Origin of the sequence: Leifsonia shinshuensis (assembly GCF_014217625.1) — a bacterium.
GTDB lineage: Bacteria > Actinomycetota > Actinomycetes > Actinomycetales > Microbacteriaceae > Leifsonia > Leifsonia shinshuensis_A.
On the sequence record NZ_CP043641.1, the window covers coordinates 2,802,706 to 2,820,572 of the forward strand.

A 17,867-nucleotide genomic window follows, 5' to 3' on the forward strand; every position below is an offset into this window, starting at 1 on the left:
CTTCAGGCGAGCTGCGGCGTGGAGGCGTCGGCCCCCGGCGCCTCCACCCGCGCGAGCTGCCGCAGGAACGCGGCGGCCGCTGGGCTCGGCTCGTCGGACACCGCGACCGCGACGGTCCACTCCGGCACGTCGCCGCTGAGCGCCACGGCCCGCAGCTGCTCCGGCCGCTTGCGTCCGAAGCTCGCCGGGACCACCGCGACGCCGAGGTTGTAGCCGACCAGGTCGAGCAGCGGGTGGACGTCGTTGACCTCCATCGCCGCGCGGTAGTCGAAGCCGGCCGCCGCGAACGCACGCCGGGCCAGGGTCTGCGCGGCCCAGCCCTCCTGGAAGCCGACCAGCGGCTCGCCGCGCAGCGCCTCGATCGGGATGCTGTCCTCGGCCGCGAAGCGGTGCTCCGGGTGGCACAGCACGAGCAGGGACTGCGTGCTCAGCGGGCGCAGGCGCACGCCGTTCGGGGCGTGGCCGGTGTCGACGACCACGGCGACGTCCGCCCGGCCGCCGGCGACGGCCTCCACCAGCTCCTCCGATCCGGAGTACCGTAACCGCACCTCCACGCCGGGGTTCGCCGTGCGGAAGGCCGCCAGCTCGGCCGGGAGGTCCACCGACCCGAGGCACGGCTCTGCGCCGATCGTGAGGCGGCCGCGCAGCAGCCCGCGGACGGCGGCCACCGCGTTGCGCGCGGCCGCGGCGCTGGCCAGCGTGCGCACCGAGTCCGCCAGCAGCGCCTGGCCGGCCGTCGTCAGCTCGACGCGGCGGGTGCTGCGGATGAAGAGGGACATGCCCAGCTCCTGCTCCAGCGAGCGGATGGAGGCCGACAGCCCGGACTGGGAGATCTGCAGCAGCTCCGCCGCACGGGTGAAGTGCCGTTCCTCGGCGACGGTTACGAAGTGCTCCAGCTGGCGAAGTTCCATTCAGCAAGGATACTGGTCAATCGCACGCGTTCCATCGACGCGAGCGGAGGTGAATTCCTCGCCGCGGCGGCCTCCGGACGGGCACAATGAGCACCATGCGCATCCTGCTGATCGGCGCCGGTGGCGTCGGAAACGCCATCGCGAAGATCGCCGCCCGCCGCTCGTTCTTCGAGTCCCTCGTCGTCAGCGACTACGACCTGTCCCGGGCAGAGGCCACGGTCGCGTGGATCCGCGAGCGCCACGGGGAGAACGTCGCCCGCCGCTTCACCGCGACCCGCATCGACGCCTCCGACCCCAGCTCCGTCGCGGCCGTCGCCCGCGAGCACCGCGCCACCCACGTCATGAACGCGGTCGAGCCCTCCTTCGTGGAGTCGATCTTCGCCGGAGCCCTCGCCGCGGGCGCCGACTACCTCGACATGGCGATGAGCCTCTCCCACCCGCACGAGACCGATCCGTACCGGCTCACCGGGGTGAAGCTCGGCGACGCCCAGTTCGCCGAGAACCAGCGCTGGGAGGCCGCCGGCCGGCTGGCCCTGGTCGGCATGGGCGTCGAGCCCGGCCTGTCCGACGTGTTCGCCCGGTACGCTGCCGACGAGCTCTTCTCGCACATCGACGAGTTGGGGACGCGCGACGGGGCGAACCTGGTGGTCCGCGACGACGAGGGCAACGAGATCTTCGCCCCGTCGTTCAGCATCTGGACCACGATCGAGGAGTGCCTCAACCCGCCGGTGATCTTCGAGAAGCGGCGGCCGTCGGAGGAGGGCGGCGGCTGGTTCACCACGCCGCCGTTCAGCGAGCCGGAGGTCTTCGACTTCCCCGAGGGCATCGGCCCGGTCGAGTGCGTCAACGTCGAGCACGAGGAGGTGCTGCTGATGCCGCGGTGGCTGGACGCCGAGCGGGTGACGTTCAAGTACGGCCTCGGCGCGGAGTTCATCGGCGTGCTCAAGACGCTGCACCTGCTCGGGCTGGACTCCACCGCACCGCTGCGCGTCCGCAGCGCGGCGGGACCCGTGGAGGTCGCCCCGCGCGACGTGGTCGCCGCGGCCCTCCCCGACCCCGCGACGATCGGCCCGCGCATGACCGGCAAGACGTGCGCCGGCGTCTGGGTGACCGGCACGGGGAAGGACGGCCTCCCGCGCAGCGTGTACCTCTACCACGTGGCCGACAACGAGTGGACGATGCGCGAGTACGACTCGCAGTGCGTGGTCTGGCAGACGGCGCTCAACCCGGTGATCGCACTGGAGCTGCTGGCGAACGGGACCTGGACCGGCGCCGGCGTGCTCGGGCCGGAGGCGTTCCCGGCGCGGCCGTTCCTGGAGCTGATGGAGCGGCCGGAGGCCGACGGCGGCTACGGCCAGGCGTGGGGGCTGCGGGAGCCGTGAGCCCGTCGCGCTAGAGCCGCAGCACGCTGGGCCGCGGGAGCCCGAGGTCTTCGAGGAGGTCGCCCAGCTTCCGGTCCAGCTCGTAGCCGGCCTGCGTGATCTTGTTGTTGCCGAACCCGCGCAGCGGCGCGCTCGGCTGCTCGACGCTGAGCACGGTGCGGCCTCCACCCGCGTCGTGCAGTTCGATGCGGAACGGCGAGTAGAGCATGGCGCCGGCGTCGTGGCGGTACATCCGCGCGGCCGTCGCGTAGTCGCCGACGAGGTAGCTCACGCTCGCGGTGTCGACGCCGCCCACGCGCATCACCGGGCGCGGGTCGCCGGTCCAGAACCGCACCAGACCGTGCATGGCCGGTCCCTCGAGCATGCGCGTCAGCGTCGACCAGTCGGCGCCCTGGTCCAGGAGGCCGCGCTGGAGCCGCTGGTCGAGTTCCGGGACCTGCTCCTCGAACGCGCGCCGCAGCTGCGCGAACGGCACCTCGGCCTCCAGCTCGATCCGCCTGGCTTCGACGGTGTGGATCCGCTCGGTCGCGCGGTAGGTCACGCGACCACGGTGCCGGCCGCGGACGGCACCGCGAACGGCGGAACGCTCACGCCCTCGCTCAGCGCCTCGGCCGGGTCGGCGCCGACCGCGAGGATGCGGTTGCCGCCGTCGACGTGCACGACGGTCGGCACGAAGTCCCGCGCCTCGGCGTTGTCGAGCTGGGCGTAGGAGATGACGATGACGGTGTCGCCGACCTCGGCCAGGTGCGCCGCTGCGCCGTTCACCCCGATGACGCCGCTGCCGCGCTCACCCGCGATCAGGTAGGTCTCGAACCGGGAGCCGTTGGTCACGTCGACCACGGCGACCTGCTCGCCGGGCAGCAGGTCGGCGGCCTCCATCAGGTCGAGGTCGACGGTCAGCGACCCGACGTAGTGGAGGTCGGCGTGGGTGACCGTGGCGCGGTGGATCTTCGACTTGAACATGGTGCGGAGCACGGGACGTTCCTTTCGTGGCCTGCGTCCATTCTCCCGCGGTTCCGGGCGGTGAGGTCCCGCACGGGAGAAACGGGCACGGGAGAATGGAGCGTGCACAACCTCGGACTCCTCTTCGACGTCGACGGCCCGATCGCCAGCCCCGTCACCCGGACCATCGCCATCCGCAGCATCGTCACCGACCTGGTCGCGATGACCGCCGCCGGCGTGCCGATCGCGTTCATCACCGGCCGGTCGGGCGACTTCATCCGCAATCAGGTGGTCGCTCCGCTCTGCGACGCCGGCCTCGGCGACGCGCTGGAGTCGCACGGCGCCCGGATGTTCGGCGTGTTCGAGAAGGGCGGCGCGTGGGCGCCGATCACGGGTGACGGGATGGGTGAGGTCGCGGTCGACGCGTCGGTCGCGCTCCCCGACGCGGCGGTCGACGGCATCCGCACGCTGGTCCGCGAGCGCTTCGCGGACACGATGTTCTTCGACGAGACGAAGCGCGCCATGATCTCGGTCGAGCAGCGCACCGACGTCGACTCGGAGACGTACCGGGAGGCCCAGTCCCGCTTCGAGGACGCCGCGTTCGACCTCCTGACCGGGCTCGGCCTCGGACTGCGCTACGGCAAGCGCGTCACCCCGTCCGCGTCCGGGGAGGTGCCGTTCCGGATCGACCCGACGATCATCTCCACCGACATCGAGTCCGTCCTGCTCGACAAGGACCGCGGCGCTCAGCGCGCGTTCGACTACTTCGCCGAGCGCGGCCCGCTCCCCCACCGCTGGCGCTCGGTCGGCGACTCCCGCAGCGACTACAAGATGGCGGACTACGTCCACAGCACGGGCCGTGAGGTGGCCCACGTGGACGTGCGCCCGGCCGACGGCGTGCTGGAGCGGCCGTACGAGGTGATCACGATCGGCGACGCGGTGCACGACACCGCGGGTGCGGAGTTCCTGGCGCACTGGCGGCGCGAGCTGGGGCTGGACGCGGAGTAGGGGTCAGCGCCCGCCGAGGCGCCATCGACAACGGAGGACATCGGGCGCGACACGCCCGGACACAGCAGCGAACGGAGGAGGCTGCGGTCGAGGCGGGTCGGATGTCCTCCGTTGCAGCCGGACGACGCGGGCTACGCCGCGCGCCCGCGCACCTTCGCAATCGACTCGCGCATCTCGCGGGCGAGCTCCAGGGCCCCGGCCTCCTTCGCCGCCACGAGCGCGTCCGCCTGGTCGGCGTCCGCGCCCGTGAACCACGACGCGATCGTCACACCGTGGCCCGGCCGCCGCACGACCTCCACGGCGTCGCCCGCACCGACCGTCCCGGCGTGCACGATGGACAGGTACGCGCCGACGCGCCCCGCCTCCGTGAACCGGCGCACCCACTGCGGCTCCTTCATCCGGCGCTGGAACGTCGCGCACGGCGTCCGCGGGCAGGTGACCTCGACCACCAGCTTGTCGCCGATCCGCCAGCGCTCGCCGATCTCGGCGCCGTCCACGTCCAGGCCGGCGGTGCGCAGGTTCTCGCCGAAGAGTCCGGGTGGGATGGGCCTCCCGAGCTCGGCCGCCCAGTAGTCGGCGGCCTCGTCCGCGTAGGCGTAGAGGGCCTTCGTGGAGCCGCCGTGATGCTTGCGGTCGGCCTGCACGTCGCCGTAGAGGCCGAGCGTGCGGACCTTCAGCCGCGACTCCACAGGCTGTTTGTCGATCGCCGTCACGCCGACGTTGCCGGCGTCCGGCCGCAACTGCGCGACGCGGCACACCGCGAGGATCCGCGCCCCGCCCTCCCGAACCGTCATGCCCTCCAGTATGCCGGGCACCGGGCCACCCCGCCCCACTCCCGGCTCAAGCGGTCCGTCCGGCCGCAACGGAGGACATCCAACCGCCCCCTCCCGCGAACTCCTCCGTACACTGCCGCACGCCGGCGCGTCGCCCCCGATGTCCTCCGTTACCGACGCCGCCCGACCCCGCCCGTCGCCGCCTACCGCACCCCGCGCATCATCCGCAGCACCCACGGACTCATCAGCGCCAGGATCACGCCGATCACCACCGCGACTCCGCCGATCACCCCGAAGTAGATGCCCTCCGTCGCCGGCGAGTACAGCTTCGCCAGCTGCCCCGACATCGCCGTCCCGAGTGCCACCGAGAGGAAGTACAGCGCGACCATCTGCGCCTGGAACGCGTGCGGCGCCAGCTTCGTCGACGCCGACAGGCCGACGGGCGAGATCAGCAGCTCCGCGATCGTGAACACGAGCAGGATGCCCACCATCGCGAGCAGCGGCGTGCTGTTCTCGCCGCCTCCCGCCCAGAACAGGAACAGGAAGAACGCGAGGCCCATCACGACCGTCCCGGCCGCGAACTTGAGCGGCGTCGACGGCTGCTTGTCGCCCCACTTGGTCCAGATCGCCGCGAACACGCCGGACAGGATGATGATGAAGATCGGGTTGATGGACTGCACCCACGACACCGGGAACTCCCACCCGAACAACATCCGGTCGAGCCGCTTGTCCGAGTAGATCGTCACCACGGTGAACTGCTGCTGGTACAGCGACCAGAACGCGGCGTTCGTGATGAAGAGCGGGATGAAGGCGACGATCCGGCTGCGCTCGGTACCGCTCAACAGCTTCGAACTGAGGATGACGACGAAGTACGCGATCGCCGCCACGATGGTGATGCCGATCACCCAGAGGGCGAGGTTGATCGCGTTGATGACCCCGGTCAGGACGAGGGCGAGGATGACGATCACCCCGGCGACGGCGATCCCGATCACCAGCGGCAGCCGCGTGCGCGGCAGCGGGTGAGGCACCTCGCGGGCGAGGTCCGGGAGGCGCTTGCGGCCGAGCGAGTACTGGATGAGGCCGATGGCCATCCCGACCGCGGCGAGCCCGAAGCCCCAGTGGAAGCCGAGCGTCGACTGCAGCAGCCCGGTCAGCAGCGGACCGAAGAACGCGCCGAGGTTGATGCCGAGGTAGAAGAGCGAGAACCCGGCGTCGCGCCGCGAGTCATGCTCGTCGTAGAGCGTCCCGACGATGCGCGTCGCGTTCGCCTTCAGGCCACCGCTTCCGACGGCGACGAACAGAAGGCCGACGATCACCCCTGCGAAACTGGGCAGCAACGCGAGCGAGATGTGCCCCGCCATGATGACGACCGCACTCCAGAACAGCACCCGCTCCGACCCGAACAGCCGGTCCGCCAGCCACGCGCCGAGGATCGTGGACAGGTACACCGCGCCGCCGTACGCGCCGACGATTCCGGCGGCGGTCGCCTGGTCGACGCCGAGTCCGCCCTTCTCCGCGCTGTAGTAGAGGTAGATGAGGAGGATGCCCTGCATCCCGTAGAACGAGAACCGCTCCCACATCTCCACCCCGAAGATGTTGGCGAGCGAGCGCGGCTGCCCGAAGAATCCGTGACTCGCGTCGGTGGGGGCGGTCGCTGTGGCGGCGGCAGGCGAGGCGCCACCCTCCACGTCTTCGCCTTCAGGGCCGTTGGATCTGCCGGTGTCGGTCATGGCGCCCATGCTCCCACTCGGCGCGGCGGAGGTGAACGCCCGGTTGATTGGAATACAAATTTCGCGGGTAAGACGCTGGCGAGTCAGCTGCCGAGCGAGCTCCGCTCGGCGGGGCACGGCATCATTCGACGGCCTTCCGAATGGTCGCATAACGAAACAGGGGCCCCTTACGAGGCCCCGTACCCGGTAGCCGAAGCATCCGGGGGAGTACCCCAACTATACCCATCCCGGCCAAGAATCTGAAACAGAAATTCCGTCACCGCTCCCCCAACTCCCGCAACACCTCCGCCAGCTGCTCCACCGCCCAGTCGAGATCCCCCGGCTCGACCACGATCGGCGGCGCCAGCCGGATGGTCGAACCGCGGGTGTCTTTCGCGAGCACTCCGCGCTCCATCAGCAGCTCGCACACCTCGCGGCCGGTCGCCAGCGCGGGCTCGATGTCGATGCCCGCCCAGAGGCCCGCGCCGCGCACCTCCCGCACGCCGTGGCCGATCAGCCGGGCGAGGTCGCCGTGGAGGCGGCGGCCGAGGAGTTCGGCGCGTTCCTGCGGCTCGCCGGTCGCGCACAGGGCGACGACCGCGCGCCCGACCGCCGCCGCCAACGGGTTGCCGCCGAACGTCGACCCGTGCTCGCCGGGACGGAGGACGCCGAGCACGTCGCGATCGCCGACGACCGCCGACACCGGGACGATCCCGCCGCCGAGCGCCTTGCCGAGGAGGTAGAGATCCGGCACGACCCCGACCAGGTCGCACGCGAAGGTGGCGCCGACCCGGCCGAGGCCCGACTGGATCTCGTCGGCCACCATCAGCACGCGCCGCTCGTCGCAGAGCGCACGCAGCTCCGGGAGGAACGACGGCGGTGGCACGATGATCCCCGCCTCGCCCTGGATGGGCTCCACGAGCACGGCGACCGTGTCCCCGTCGATCGCCTCCGCGACCGCCGAGGCGTCCCCGTACGGGACGGTCCGGAACCCCGGCGTGTACGGCCCGAACCCCTCCCGCGCGTCCGGGTCGTCGGAGAAGCTCACGATCGTCGTGGTCCGGCCGTGGAAGTTGCCCGCCATCACGATGATGTTCGCGCGCCCGTCCTGAACGCCTTTCACGCGGTAGCCCCACGCCCGCGACACCTTGATCGCGGTCTCGACGGCCTCCGCGCCGGTGTTCATCGGCAGGACCATGTCCTTGCCGGCGAGCGTCGCGAGCTCGGTGACGAAGGGGCCGAGCTGGTCGTTGTGGAACGCGCGGCTGGTCAGCGTGATCCGGTCGAGCTGCGCTCGCGCCGCGTCGAGGAGCACCGGGTTGGAGTGGCCGAAGTTGACGGCGGAGTACGCGGCCAGGCAGTCCAGGTAACGACGGCCGTCGATATCGGTGACCCACGCGCCCTGGCCTTCGGCGATGACGACCGGGAGCGGGTGATAGTTGTGCGCCGCGTGCTCGTCCTCGAGCGCGATCGCCTGGGCTTGGCGCTCGGTCGGCGCGGGCGTCGACGGGTGAATGCTGTGGGCGACGGTATCGGTCACGGTCGTCCTCTCTGGGTGAGCCGACGGGGTGAGCCGGCCGGGTCATCGTCGGTGATGGCGCCGAAGCTCGGAGCTATCCTCACACGCGCATGTCAGCGATTGGCTGCGTCTTCGCGCACGAAATCGCCGATACCATCCGAGAAGCGCAACGTCCGTGCGCGCTCCGGAGGGCTCACGCAACCCGCGACACCCTCGCGCTCATCCGTTGCGCCCTCGCGCACGATTCCCGCGTCACGTTCACCTCCGCGCAACGATCCACCGTATGCTTGCGCCGTGGACAACCTCGATCGCAGCATCCTCGACCTGCTCCGTCAGAACGCGCGCGCCGGCTACGGCGACATCGGCGGGGTCGTCGGTCTGTCCGCCTCCGCGGTGAAGCGCCGGGTCGACAAGCTGGTCGCCGACGGCGTCATCCGCGGCTTCACCATCCAGGTGGACCCGGCCATCGACGGGATGAGCACCGAGGCGTACGTCGAACTGTTCTGCCGCGGCACCGTCTCACCCGAGGAGCTGCTGCGCATCCTCTCCGCCGTCCCCGAGGTCGTCGACGCCGGAACCGTCACCGGCAGCGCCGACGCGATCGTCCACATCCGCTCGCGCGACATCCCGAGCCTGGAGGCCGCGCTCGAGAAGGTGCGCCTGGCCCCGAACGTCGACCACACCCGCAGCGCGATCGTCCTCTCCCGGCTCATCAACCGCGGCAACAGCTGACGTCGCGAATCTTCTATCCCCGGCGAGCCACCGGGTGGATGCTGTCCCCATGACCACGACAGCACGAGCGACAATCCACGTCGACGTCCCGCGCGCCGACGTCTGGCGCGCCATCACGGACCCGGACACGATCGCGCGCTACCTGTTCGGCAGCCGCGTCGAGACCGACTGGCAGGAGGGCAGCCCGATCGTCTACCGCGGCGAGTGGGAAGGCAAGCCCTACGAGGACAAGGGCACGATCCTGGAGGTCGTCCCCGGCGAGCGCCTCGTCTCCAGCTACTACAGCCCGCTCAGCGGCAAGCCGGACGTGCCGGAGAGCTACCAGACGGTCTCCTACCTGCTCGCCGACGACGGCGCCGGCGGCGACGGCACCGAGGTGACCATCACCCAGGACGGCTGCGCCGACGACGCGGAGGCCGAGCGGATGAGCGAGAACTGGGGCATGACGCTGGGCTCGCTCAAGTCGGTGGTGGAGGAAACCTGACGACCGTTCTGCGAGAACATTCAGCGGACGTCAAGCCGCCGACCCCCCGATCCGAGCGCTACCACGGCGATCAGTGGCACGATGGGCGCATGAAGCTGCTCGTTGTCGAAGACGATCCGGACATGGGAGGCCTCGTCGAGCGAGGTCTCGCCGCCGAAGGATACGACGTCACCCTGGTCACCAACGGCGTCGACGCCCTCATCGCGCTGCGCGGGGACACCTTCTCGGCCGCCGCGATCGACGTCATGCTGCCCGGGATGAGCGGCTTCGAGCTGTGCAGGCACATCCGCGAGGCCGCCAACCCGATGCCGATCCTGCTCCTCACCGCGCGTGACGCGATCGAGGACCGCGTGCACGGCCTCGACTCGGGCGCCGACGACTACCTCACCAAGCCGTTCGCCTTCGCCGAGCTGGCCGCGCGCGTGCGTGCGCTGCTCCGTCGCGAGCCGAGCGGGATGCGGCCGCAGGTCAGCGTCGGCCGCCTCACGATCGACTCGCACGAGCACCAGGCGCTGGTGTCCGGGCACGAGATGCCGCTCAGCCGCCGGGAGTTCACCCTGCTGCGACTGTTCGCGACGAACCCCGACAAGACCCTGTCGCGCGCCGACATCCTCGAGTCGGTGTGGGGCACGACGGACAACATCGGCACCAACGTCATCGACCAGTACGTCTCGTACCTCCGCAAGAAGCTGGACCTCGCCGGGGCAGGCCTGTCCATCGTGACCGAGCGCGGCCGCGGCTACCGGCTGGACGCGAAGAACGCGCTGGAGTCGAAGGCCGACAAGCAGGCCGACGCGAAGACGGAGACGCCGGCGCCGTGACCTGGCTGCGGCGCCTGTCGATCACCGCGCGCATCACGATCGGCAGCCTCATCGTCGCCACCCTGTTCGGCCTGGTCGCGGTGGTCGTCATCCGGGTGGGAGTGTCCTCCATCCTCCACAACGCGACCGTCACCCTCCTCAACAACGACGTCACCGCACCCGCCGCGTCGGTGCTGGCGAACCCGTCCGGGCCGTTCGACCTGCCCGGCGGCGGACAGGAGCTGGGCATCGTCGACGTGAACGGCGTCATCCTCGACTCCACACTCCCGACAGCGCTGGAGAACCGGATCGACCACCTGCTGTCGTTCCCGCAGTCCGCGACGACGGTTCAGGTCGGCGACGACACCTACGAGGTGCTCGTGAAGCCCGTGGTCACCAAGCGCGGGACGATGCACGTCGTCGCCGCGCGCAACGACGAGACGACCTCGCTCGTCCTCGACCGTCTCACCCTCGCTCTGCTGATCGGCGCCGGTGTGCTCATCCTCGGCTTCGGCGCCGCGTCCTGGTTGCTGGCGCGCACGGCGCTCAGACCGGTCAGCCGGATGCGCGAACAGGCCGACCGGATCGCCGGCGGCGAGCCCACGGGGACCGGCGCCGACACGGGCCTGCTGACCGTCGGTCCCGCGCAGGACGAGCTGTCCGAGCTGGCGACGACCCTGAACGATCTGATCCGCCGGCTGCGGGCGTCCGCCGACCGCGAGCGGCAGATGGTGTCGGACGCCAGCCACGAGCTCCGGACTCCGCTGGCCGTGCTGCGCGGACAGCTGGAGCTGGCCGAGCTGGACGCGGGTGACGCCGACGCGCTCCTCGACGACATCCGCTCCTCGCATTCGACCGCGCTGCGGCTGGGGACGCTCGCCAACAACCTGCTGGAGCTGTCCCGCATCGAGGCGGGCCCGTCGAGCGGCCGCATCGACTGGCGGACGCTGGTGGACGAGCTGACCGACGCGATCGACCGCGCGCGCCTGCTGGTCAGCAGCGGCGAGGACGACCAGTCGATATCGGTGGACTTCGAGTACGACCCCAAGCGGCGGCCCGGCGCGGACGCCCGGGTCGCGCTGTCGCCGACCGACTTCGGGCGCATCCTGGACAACCTCCTCGGCAACGCGATCACCGCGATCCGCAGCCGCGACGCCCGCTCGGACACGGGTCCGGTGCCGCGACCGGGAGACGCCGGACTGGTCGAGGTCAAGCCCGTGGAGCCCCGTCCACTCGGGCTGGAGGACGTCGTCAGTGCGGCCTTGCACGTGGAGCCGGAGTGGGTCGTGCTGACGGTCCACGACTCGGGGCCTGGCATGCCGGAGGAGTTCATCCCGGTGGCCCTGGACCGCTTCACCCGCGCCGACGGAGCCCGCACGACCTCCCGCGCCGGCGGTGGCGGCGGTCTCGGCCTGGCGATCGTGGCGGCGCTGGCCGGCGCGGCGGGAGGCTCGGTCCAGCTCGCGAACGCGCCGACCGGCGGCCTCGTGGTGACGGTGCGGCTGCCGCTCGTCCGGGTGTGAGGGTCGGGCTCCAGGTTGCGGTGAGGTCTCTCGCCCGGCGGTGAGTCAGGGGCGGCCGCGGCCGCCTCAGTGCCCGGTGTGGTCCGAGTCCACTCCAGCGTCCGGGCCCTCGTCCAGGCTGTCGATCGCGGCCAGGTCGCCGGCGTCGAGCTCGAAGTCGAAGACCGCGAGGTTCTGCGCCATCCGCTCAGGGTTGCGCGACTTCGGGATGGCGACGAGGCCGTTCTGCACGTGCCAGCGGAGCACGATCTGGCCCACCGCGCGGTCGTGCTTCGCCGCGACCTCGGCCAGCACCGGCTCCGTGAGCAGGTCGCCGGAGCCGCCGATCGGGCTCCACGACTCGGTCACGATGCCGTGCTCGGCTCCGTACGCGCGCTGCTCGCGGCGCTGGATGGCCGGGCTGAGCTGGATCTGGTTGACCGCCGGCGTCACCCCGGTCTCCGCGATCAGGCGGTCGATGTGGGCCGGCTTGAAGTTGGAGACGCCGATCGCGCGCGCTTTCCCGCTCTCCTGGAGGCGGATGAAGGTCTCCCAGGTGGAGACGAACCGGTCGCGCGCGGGGAGCGGCCAGTGGATGAGCAGCAGGTCGACGTAGTCGAGCCCGAGCCGTTCGAGGCTCGCGTCGAGCCCGGCGACGGCGCGGTCGTCGCCCTGGTAGCCGCCATCGAGCTTGGTCGTGACGAACCACTCCTCGCGGGCGAGCCCGCTGCCGCGCACGCCGCGGCCGACGCCGGTCTCGTTGCCGTACTTGGCCGCGGTGTCGACGTGCCGGTAGCCGGCCTCCGCCGCGGCGACGACGGCCCGTTCGACCTCGGCGTCGTCGAGCGGCCAGGTCCCGAGGCCGAGCTGCGGGATGTCGGTCCCCGAGTTGAGTCTGATCGCGGGCACGGCGGTGGTGGGCGAGTTCTCGGTCATGCGTCTCAGAGTAGCCCCGGCAGATATGGCGTAGCCCCGGGTAAGGTGGCGCTCATCGGAAGGAGTGCCATGCCCGCCACACCCCCGACCCCGTCGGACCCCGGCCTGCCGCCCGGCTCCTCGCTGCCGTCCGACCCGGACGCCGTCGCCCTCGCCGTGGAGGCCGCGATCGAACGCGAAGACCTCCCCGAGCTGCGCCGCCTCGCCGACGCCGGCAGCGCGGACGCCGAGGACGCGCTCGTCGAACTGGCCGCCGAACGCGGCGACATCGACGAGCTCCGCCGGCTGGCCGCGCAGGGCAACACCGACGCAGCCGACGAGCTCCTCGAACTGGAGGAGGAAGAGGAGTAGCGTCCGGGCGCTCCTCCCCTAGATCACTCCTTCCGAGAACGTCGTCGGATTGCCGAAGCGGTGGTTGGTGATCGAAATGGCCTGCTCGTGGAGGAACGGCAGCACCTCGATCCGGCCGGACGGGGTGACCGCGCCGCTGTAGACCGCGACGTCGGGCGTCCCGCCGAGGGCCGCCGCGAGCGCAGCCTGGTCGCCGCCGATCAGGCGGATGCGGTGCGCGGCGATGCGGCGACCGCGCACGCGGGACAGCCAGTGCTCGTCGGTCTCGACCACGACCTCCACCTCGCGGGCCTTGAGCAGCTGCTGCGTCGCACGAGGCAGCGCGACGCTCGTGCTCACCGTGAACGCAGAGCGGGCGACCGTCGCCGCCGCCAGCACGCGCAGCAGCTCGGGGATGCCGCTGCCCTCGGAGAGCCGGATCGCGACCGGGACCGGGCGGTAGCGGAAGATGTTCCGCTCCACGCCGAGGCCGGAGACGTCCTTCGCCTGGTGGTACTCGGTCGCGACGGCGATCGCGTCGCTGAGCGCCGAGCGGCGGACGAGGTCGAACGCGGGGTAGTCCATCGACGACTGGCCGGACTCGATCAGGTCCTGGACGCGCGGCTCCAGGCCGCGCAGGTGGAGGCTGGAGCTGGACGCGCCGGACTCCGGCTGCCACGACCCGAGGCCGAGCAGGTAGTTCGGTCCGCCCGCTTTGGTGCCGGCGCCCACCGAGGAGCGCTTCCACCCGCCGAACGGCTGCCGCCGGACGATCGCACCCGTGATCCCGCGGTTGACGTAGAGGTTGCCGGCCTCGACGGTGTCGAGCCACTGCGCGAGCTCATCGGAGTCGAGCGAGTGGAGGCCGGCGGTGAGACCGTACTCGATCGCGTTCTGGAACCGGATCGCCTCTTCGAGGTTCCGCGCGGTCATGATGCCGAGCACCGGCCCGAAGAACTCGGTGAGGTGGAAGTACGACCCGGGCTGCACGCCGGTGCGGATGCCCGGCGACCAGAGCCGGCCGGTGTCATCGAGCGGGCGCGGCTCGACGAGCCATTCCTCGTCGGCGCCGAGGGTGGTCAGCGCGTGCAGGAGCTTGCCCGACGCCGGCTCGATCAGCGGGCCCATCTGGCTCACCGGATCCTGCGGATACCCGACCCGCACGCTCCTGGTCGCGTCGACCAGCTGGTTGCGGAACCGTTCGGACCGCGCCGCCGAGCCGACAAGGATGACCAGGCTCGCCGCCGAGCACTTCTGCCCGGCGTGACCGAACGCGCTCTTGACGACGTCCGCCACCGCGAGGTCGTAGTCGGCGCTCGGAGTGACGATGATGGCGTTCTTGCCGCTGGTCTCGGCGAGCAGCGGCAGGTCCGGCCGCCAAGAACGGAACAGCTTGGCCGTCTCGTACGAGCCGGTGAGGATGACGCGGTCGACGCGCTGGTCAGCCACGAGTTGCCGCCCGAGGGCGTTCTCCGCCACGTCCACGAGCGCCAGCAGCTCCTGCGGGATGCCGGCCTCCCACAGCGCCTCGACCATCACAGCGGCGGTGCGGCGCGCCTGCGGCGCCGGCTTGATGACGACGCCACTGCCAGCGGCGAGCGCCGCCAGCACGCCGCCGGCCGGAATCGCGACCGGGAAGTTCCACGGCGGCGTCACGACGGTCAGCGCGGACGGCACGAACACGGCGCCCTGGACGGCGTCGAGCTCACGCGCGAGCGACGCGTAGTAGTGCGCGAAGTCGACGGCCTCGCTCACCTCGACGTCGGCCTCCGCGATGGTCTTGCCCGTCTCGCTCGCCATGACCTCGATCAGGCGATCGCGGTTGGCCTCGAGCGCATGCCCGGCCCGGTCGAGGACCGCCCCGCGCTCGGTGCCGGCGCGGGTGCCCCACGCGGTTCCCGACGAGCGGACCGCCGTGAGGATGCGGTCGAGGTGCCCGGCGTCGACGACCTCCGCCGCGGCGATGGTCCGTGCGCCGAGGTCGCTGGCGGCGGAGCGGGCGAGGATGCGCCGCCCCCACGCGCGGTTCGCCGCGAGCGACGGATCGGTGTCCGCGGTGTTCTGGAACCCGGTCGTCGCGGCAACCGGCTCCGGCTGCTCCAGCGAGAGCCCACCCGATCCCCGGGTCAGCCCGAGCACCACGCTCGTGAGCCCCTGATCGGCAGCCGCGGCCGCTCCGGAGGCACCGTCGAGCGACGACTCCGCGTCGACCGCGGGCGGCCGGGTGAACGACTCCGCCGTCTCCTGCTCCCACTCGCGCGAGCGGTCCTGCTGCCGGTTGGGCAGCGGGGCGGCGCCGCGCGGCGAGCCGTCGGCCGTCAGCTCGGCGACCGACGCGAGGAAGCGATCCCGCTCCCGGTCGAATAGACCGCGATCCGCTCCGAGCTCGAAGACCGCCGACATGAAGTTCTCCTGGCTCGCGTTCTCCTCCAGCCGGCGGATGAGGTACGAGATGGCGACATCGAACTCGCCCGGGTCCACCACCGGTGTGTAGAGCAGAAGCTGCCCGACCGTGCGCTTCACGGCCTCCGCCTGCTCGGTGGCCATGCCGAGCAGCATCTCGAAGTCGATGCGCCCGGTCACCCCACGGTAGGACGCGAGCAGCCACGCATAGGCGACGTCGAACAGGTTGTGCCCTGCCACGCCGATCTTGACCGCGTCGGTGTGCTCGGGGGTGAGCGCCCAGTCGAGGACGCGCTTGTAGTTGGTGTCCGTCGCCTGCTTGCTGCCGTAGGTGGCGAGCGGCCAGCCGTGGATCGTCGCGTCCACGCCCTCCATGGCGAGGTTGGCGCCCTTCACGACACGCACCTTGATCGGCGCGCCGCCCTGGGCGCGGTGCTGCGCGGCCCACTCCGTCAGCCCCTGGAGGGCGTCGAGCGCGTCCGGCAGGTACGCCTGGAGGACGATCCCCGCTTCCAGCCCGAGCAGGCCCGGACGGCCGAGGATGCGCTCGAAGACCGCGATCGTGAGGTCGAGGTCGCGGTACTCCTCCATGTCGAGGTTGATGAACTTGGGCGACGGGGAGGCCGCGGCGAGCTCGTACAGCGGTACGAGGCGCTCCGCCACGCGGTCGACCGTCTCGTCGAACGACCACATCGAGAGCTGCGACGCGATGGAGGACACCTTGATCGAGACGTAGTCCACGTCGTCGCGGGCGAGCAGCGCGCGCGTGCCCTCAAGGCGCCGGGCGGCCTCCTCCTCGCCCAGCACGGCCTCGCCGAGCAGGTTCAGGTTGAGGCGGGCTCCGTGCCCTTCCGGGTCCTTCGGCGTTCGCAGGTGCGCGATAGCCGGTCCGAGCTTCTCCGGCGTCGCGTCGACCACGAGGTGCCCGACCATGCTGCGGAGCACACGCCGCGCGATCGGGATGACCAGCCACGGCAGCACCGGCCCGAACACGCCACCGAGCCAGATGGCCGCGCGCATGTACCAGGGCAGGAAGGACGGGATGCGCTTGGCGACCCGCTGCAGGTTGTATCCGGCGACGAACAGGTCCTGCGGGCGGGCGACGCCGTCCACGAAGCCGACCGCGAAGTCGAGGCCGTGCGGGTCGCGGAGCACGCCGGCCAGGCGCTCGGCGGCGGGATCGCGCGGGGCGCTCTCCCCGCTGCGGGCGCTCTCGGCGAGCCAGCGCCGGACGAGCTCGACGGCCTCCTGGGCCAGTTGCGCGGGCGGCACCTCGCCTGCGGCGTGCGATCCGGCCGCGGGCGCGCTCGGCGCCTCGGCTCGCATCGTGCGCGCGTCGTCCGTGTCTTCAACCATGTCCACGACTGTATTCCTCGCTCCTGAGGCGACGCGGGAAGTACGGGGATCCGTGGATAAGTCGCAGTCGCCGATGCCTGTGGATACATTCTCGGTGTGGTTTACCATCGGCAATAGCGAACGTTTCCGAACGATATCGTTCACTCGAACCGAATGGTTGGTCATGCTCGACATCCGCAGGCTCCGCCTCCTCCACGAACTGAGGATCCGCGGCACCGTCGCCGGTGTCGCCGCGGCGCTCTCCTACAGCCCGTCCTCCGTCTCCCAGCAGCTCGCGGCGCTGGAACGGGAGGCCGGTGCCGTCCTCCTCGTGAAGTCCGGACGCCGCCTGCAGTTCACCCCGCAGGGCGAGCTGCTCGCTCAGCGCGCTGCAGCGCTCCTCGACTCCCTCGACTCGGCGGAGGCCGCGGTCGCCGCCTCCAGCGCGACCGTCGCCGGGGTCGTCCGGGTCGCCGTCTTCCAGTCCGCCGCCCACGCGATCCTCCCCGGGGCCGTCGCCTCCCTCGCCCGCGACTACCCCGAACTGCGGGTGGAGGTCACCGAGCGCGAGCCAGAGCAGGGCCTCTTCGACGTCTCCGCGCGCGACTTCGACCTCGCCGTGGCCGAGCAGTACCCCGGCAGCACCAGACCGCTGCGCGCAGACCTGGACCGCACCCCGCTGGCCGCCGACGGCATCCACCTCGCCGCCTCCGCCGACCGCGACGCCCGCGTGCGAGCGACCTCTCTCGGTGACGCCGCCGGCCTCCCCTGGGTGCTGGAGCCGGAGGGGACGGTCTCGCGCACCTGGGCCGTCCAGCTCTGCCGCGCGGCCGGCTTCGAGCCGGACGTGCGCTTCGAGACGGCCGACCTGGTGACCCACATCCGCCTGGTCGCGTCGGGCAACGCGGTCGGGCTGCTGCCGGACCTGGTGTGGGCGGGCGCCCGCCCCGAGGTCGCGCTCCTCCCCCTCCCCGGATCGCCGCGCCGCACCATCTTCACCTCGGCCCGGCGCTCGTCTGCGTCGAGCCCCGGCGTCGTCGCCGCCCGCCGGGCGCTGGCGGACGCGGTCCCGCCCGGGCACGCGCCGTAGCCCGACCTGAT

At 71.6% G+C, this 17,867-nt stretch carries 16 protein-coding genes; 8 read left to right on the top strand and 8 right to left on the bottom strand.

Translation table 11 applies throughout. The annotated features are described in order from the left end of the window. Positions 1-2 precede the first annotated feature (2 nt). Positions 3-911 (bottom strand): LysR family transcriptional regulator, encoded by a 909-nt coding sequence (locus F1C12_RS13540; protein ID WP_185275478.1) that lies wholly within the window; start codon positions 909-911, stop codon positions 3-5. Between the two features lie 95 nt (positions 912-1,006). Between F1C12_RS13540 and F1C12_RS13545 the strand changes: the two genes are divergently transcribed. Then, positions 1,007-2,293, top strand: a complete 1,287-nt coding sequence (locus F1C12_RS13545) for a saccharopine dehydrogenase family protein (protein WP_185275479.1) — start codon at positions 1,007-1,009, stop codon at positions 2,291-2,293. A 10-nt stretch (positions 2,294-2,303) separates the two neighbouring features. Here the strand turns inward: F1C12_RS13545 and F1C12_RS13550 are convergent, their stop codons facing one another. Continuing rightward, a complete protein-coding gene (locus F1C12_RS13550; RefSeq protein ID WP_185275480.1) occupies positions 2,304-2,834 on the bottom strand; it encodes a hypothetical protein in 531 nt (176 codons plus the stop codon). Continuing rightward, positions 2,831-3,268 (bottom strand): aspartate 1-decarboxylase, encoded by a 438-nt coding sequence (gene panD / locus F1C12_RS13555; protein WP_185275481.1) that lies wholly within the window; start codon positions 3,266-3,268, stop codon positions 2,831-2,833. Before panD ends, F1C12_RS13550 begins: the two co-directional genes overlap by 4 nt. A 90-nt stretch (positions 3,269-3,358) precedes the next feature. Here panD and F1C12_RS13560 point away from each other — a divergent pair, with 90 nt between their 5' ends. After that, the gene (locus tag F1C12_RS13560) at positions 3,359-4,243 is read left to right on the top strand and encodes a hypothetical protein (RefSeq protein WP_185275482.1); all 885 of its coding nucleotides are present in this window, start codon (positions 3,359-3,361) and stop codon (positions 4,241-4,243) included. 131 nt (positions 4,244-4,374) lie between these two features. Here the strand turns inward: F1C12_RS13560 and F1C12_RS13565 are convergent, their stop codons facing one another. The 3 genes from F1C12_RS13565 to rocD form a co-directional block, all read right to left on the bottom strand. After that, positions 4,375-5,037 carry an MOSC domain-containing protein gene (locus F1C12_RS13565; protein ID WP_185275483.1) on the bottom strand — a complete coding sequence of 221 codons (663 nt, stop codon included), beginning with the start codon at positions 5,035-5,037 and terminating at the stop codon, positions 4,375-4,377. Between the two features lie 182 nt (positions 5,038-5,219). Then, positions 5,220-6,746, bottom strand: a complete 1,527-nt coding sequence (locus F1C12_RS13570; RefSeq protein ID WP_185275484.1) for a peptide MFS transporter — start codon at positions 6,744-6,746, stop codon at positions 5,220-5,222. A gap of 256 nt (positions 6,747-7,002) precedes the next feature. After that, on the bottom strand, positions 7,003-8,241 hold the full coding sequence (gene rocD, locus F1C12_RS13575) for an ornithine--oxo-acid transaminase (RefSeq protein WP_374939579.1): 1,239 nt from the start codon (positions 8,239-8,241) through the stop codon (positions 7,003-7,005). 297 nt (positions 8,242-8,538) lie between these two features. Between rocD and F1C12_RS13580 the strand changes: the two genes are divergently transcribed. The 4 genes from F1C12_RS13580 (at position 8,539) to F1C12_RS13595 (ending at position 11,783) form a co-directional block, all read left to right on the top strand. Then, on the top strand, positions 8,539-8,976 hold the full coding sequence (locus F1C12_RS13580; protein ID WP_185275485.1) for an Lrp/AsnC family transcriptional regulator: 438 nt from the start codon (positions 8,539-8,541) through the stop codon (positions 8,974-8,976). Positions 8,977-9,025: 49 nt separating this feature from the next. After that, positions 9,026-9,460 carry an SRPBCC family protein gene (locus tag F1C12_RS13585; protein WP_185275486.1) on the top strand — a complete coding sequence of 145 codons (435 nt, stop codon included), beginning with the start codon at positions 9,026-9,028 and terminating at the stop codon, positions 9,458-9,460. 89 nt (positions 9,461-9,549) lie between these two features. Further along, the gene (locus F1C12_RS13590; RefSeq protein ID WP_185275487.1) at positions 9,550-10,281 is read left to right on the top strand and encodes a response regulator transcription factor; all 732 of its coding nucleotides are present in this window, start codon (positions 9,550-9,552) and stop codon (positions 10,279-10,281) included. Beyond that, the gene (locus F1C12_RS13595) at positions 10,278-11,783 is read left to right on the top strand and encodes a sensor histidine kinase (RefSeq protein WP_185275488.1); all 1,506 of its coding nucleotides are present in this window, start codon (positions 10,278-10,280) and stop codon (positions 11,781-11,783) included. The genes F1C12_RS13590 and F1C12_RS13595 overlap by 4 nt, the downstream gene beginning before the upstream one ends. A gap of 66 nt (positions 11,784-11,849) precedes the next feature. Here the strand turns inward: F1C12_RS13595 and F1C12_RS13600 are convergent, their stop codons facing one another. Further along, entirely contained in the window at positions 11,850-12,698 is an 849-nt protein-coding gene (locus tag F1C12_RS13600; RefSeq protein ID WP_185275489.1) for an aldo/keto reductase, read from the bottom strand. Positions 12,699-12,767: 69 nt separating this feature from the next. Between F1C12_RS13600 and F1C12_RS13605 the strand changes: the two genes are divergently transcribed. Beyond that, positions 12,768-13,049, top strand: coding sequence for a hypothetical protein (locus F1C12_RS13605; RefSeq protein WP_258045894.1), 282 nt, complete (start codon positions 12,768-12,770; stop codon positions 13,047-13,049). Positions 13,050-13,067: 18 nt separating this feature from the next. On the opposite strand, the gene F1C12_RS13610 is transcribed toward F1C12_RS13605, so the two are convergent. Continuing rightward, positions 13,068-16,757, bottom strand: coding sequence for a proline dehydrogenase family protein (locus tag F1C12_RS13610; RefSeq protein ID WP_185278958.1), 3,690 nt, complete (start codon positions 16,755-16,757; stop codon positions 13,068-13,070). Positions 16,758-16,950: 193 nt separating this feature from the next. Here F1C12_RS13610 and F1C12_RS13615 point away from each other — a divergent pair, with 193 nt between their 5' ends. Continuing rightward, on the top strand, positions 16,951-17,856 hold the full coding sequence (locus tag F1C12_RS13615; protein WP_185275490.1) for a LysR family transcriptional regulator: 906 nt from the start codon (positions 16,951-16,953) through the stop codon (positions 17,854-17,856). The last annotated feature ends 11 nt before the right edge of the window (positions 17,857-17,867 follow it).

What these genes read in the sequence shown, in the direction of transcription:
- F1C12_RS13545 (WP_185275479.1), top strand. Translation starts at nt 1,007, where the DNA reads ATGCGCATCCTGCTGATCGGCGCCGGTGGCGTCGGAAACGCCATCGCG.
- F1C12_RS13590 (WP_185275487.1), top strand. Translation starts at nt 9,550, where the DNA reads ATGAAGCTGCTCGTTGTCGAAGACGATCCGGACATGGGAGGCCTCGTC.
- F1C12_RS13600 (WP_185275489.1), bottom strand. Translation starts at nt 12,698, where the DNA reads ATGACCGAGAACTCGCCCACCACCGCCGTGCCCGCGATCAGACTCAAC.
- F1C12_RS13565 (WP_185275483.1), bottom strand. Translation starts at nt 5,037, where the DNA reads ATGACGGTTCGGGAGGGCGGGGCGCGGATCCTCGCGGTGTGCCGCGTC.
- F1C12_RS13615 (WP_185275490.1), top strand. Translation starts at nt 16,951, where the DNA reads ATGCTCGACATCCGCAGGCTCCGCCTCCTCCACGAACTGAGGATCCGC.
- F1C12_RS13540 (WP_185275478.1), bottom strand. Translation starts at nt 911, where the DNA reads ATGGAACTTCGCCAGCTGGAGCACTTCGTAACCGTCGCCGAGGAACGG.
- F1C12_RS13610 (WP_185278958.1), bottom strand. Translation starts at nt 16,757, where the DNA reads ATGCGAGCCGAGGCGCCGAGCGCGCCCGCGGCCGGATCGCACGCCGCA.
- F1C12_RS13585 (WP_185275486.1), top strand. Translation starts at nt 9,026, where the DNA reads ATGACCACGACAGCACGAGCGACAATCCACGTCGACGTCCCGCGCGCC.
- F1C12_RS13570 (WP_185275484.1), bottom strand. Translation starts at nt 6,746, where the DNA reads ATGACCGACACCGGCAGATCCAACGGCCCTGAAGGCGAAGACGTGGAG.
- F1C12_RS13605 (WP_258045894.1), top strand. Translation starts at nt 12,768, where the DNA reads ATGCCCGCCACACCCCCGACCCCGTCGGACCCCGGCCTGCCGCCCGGC.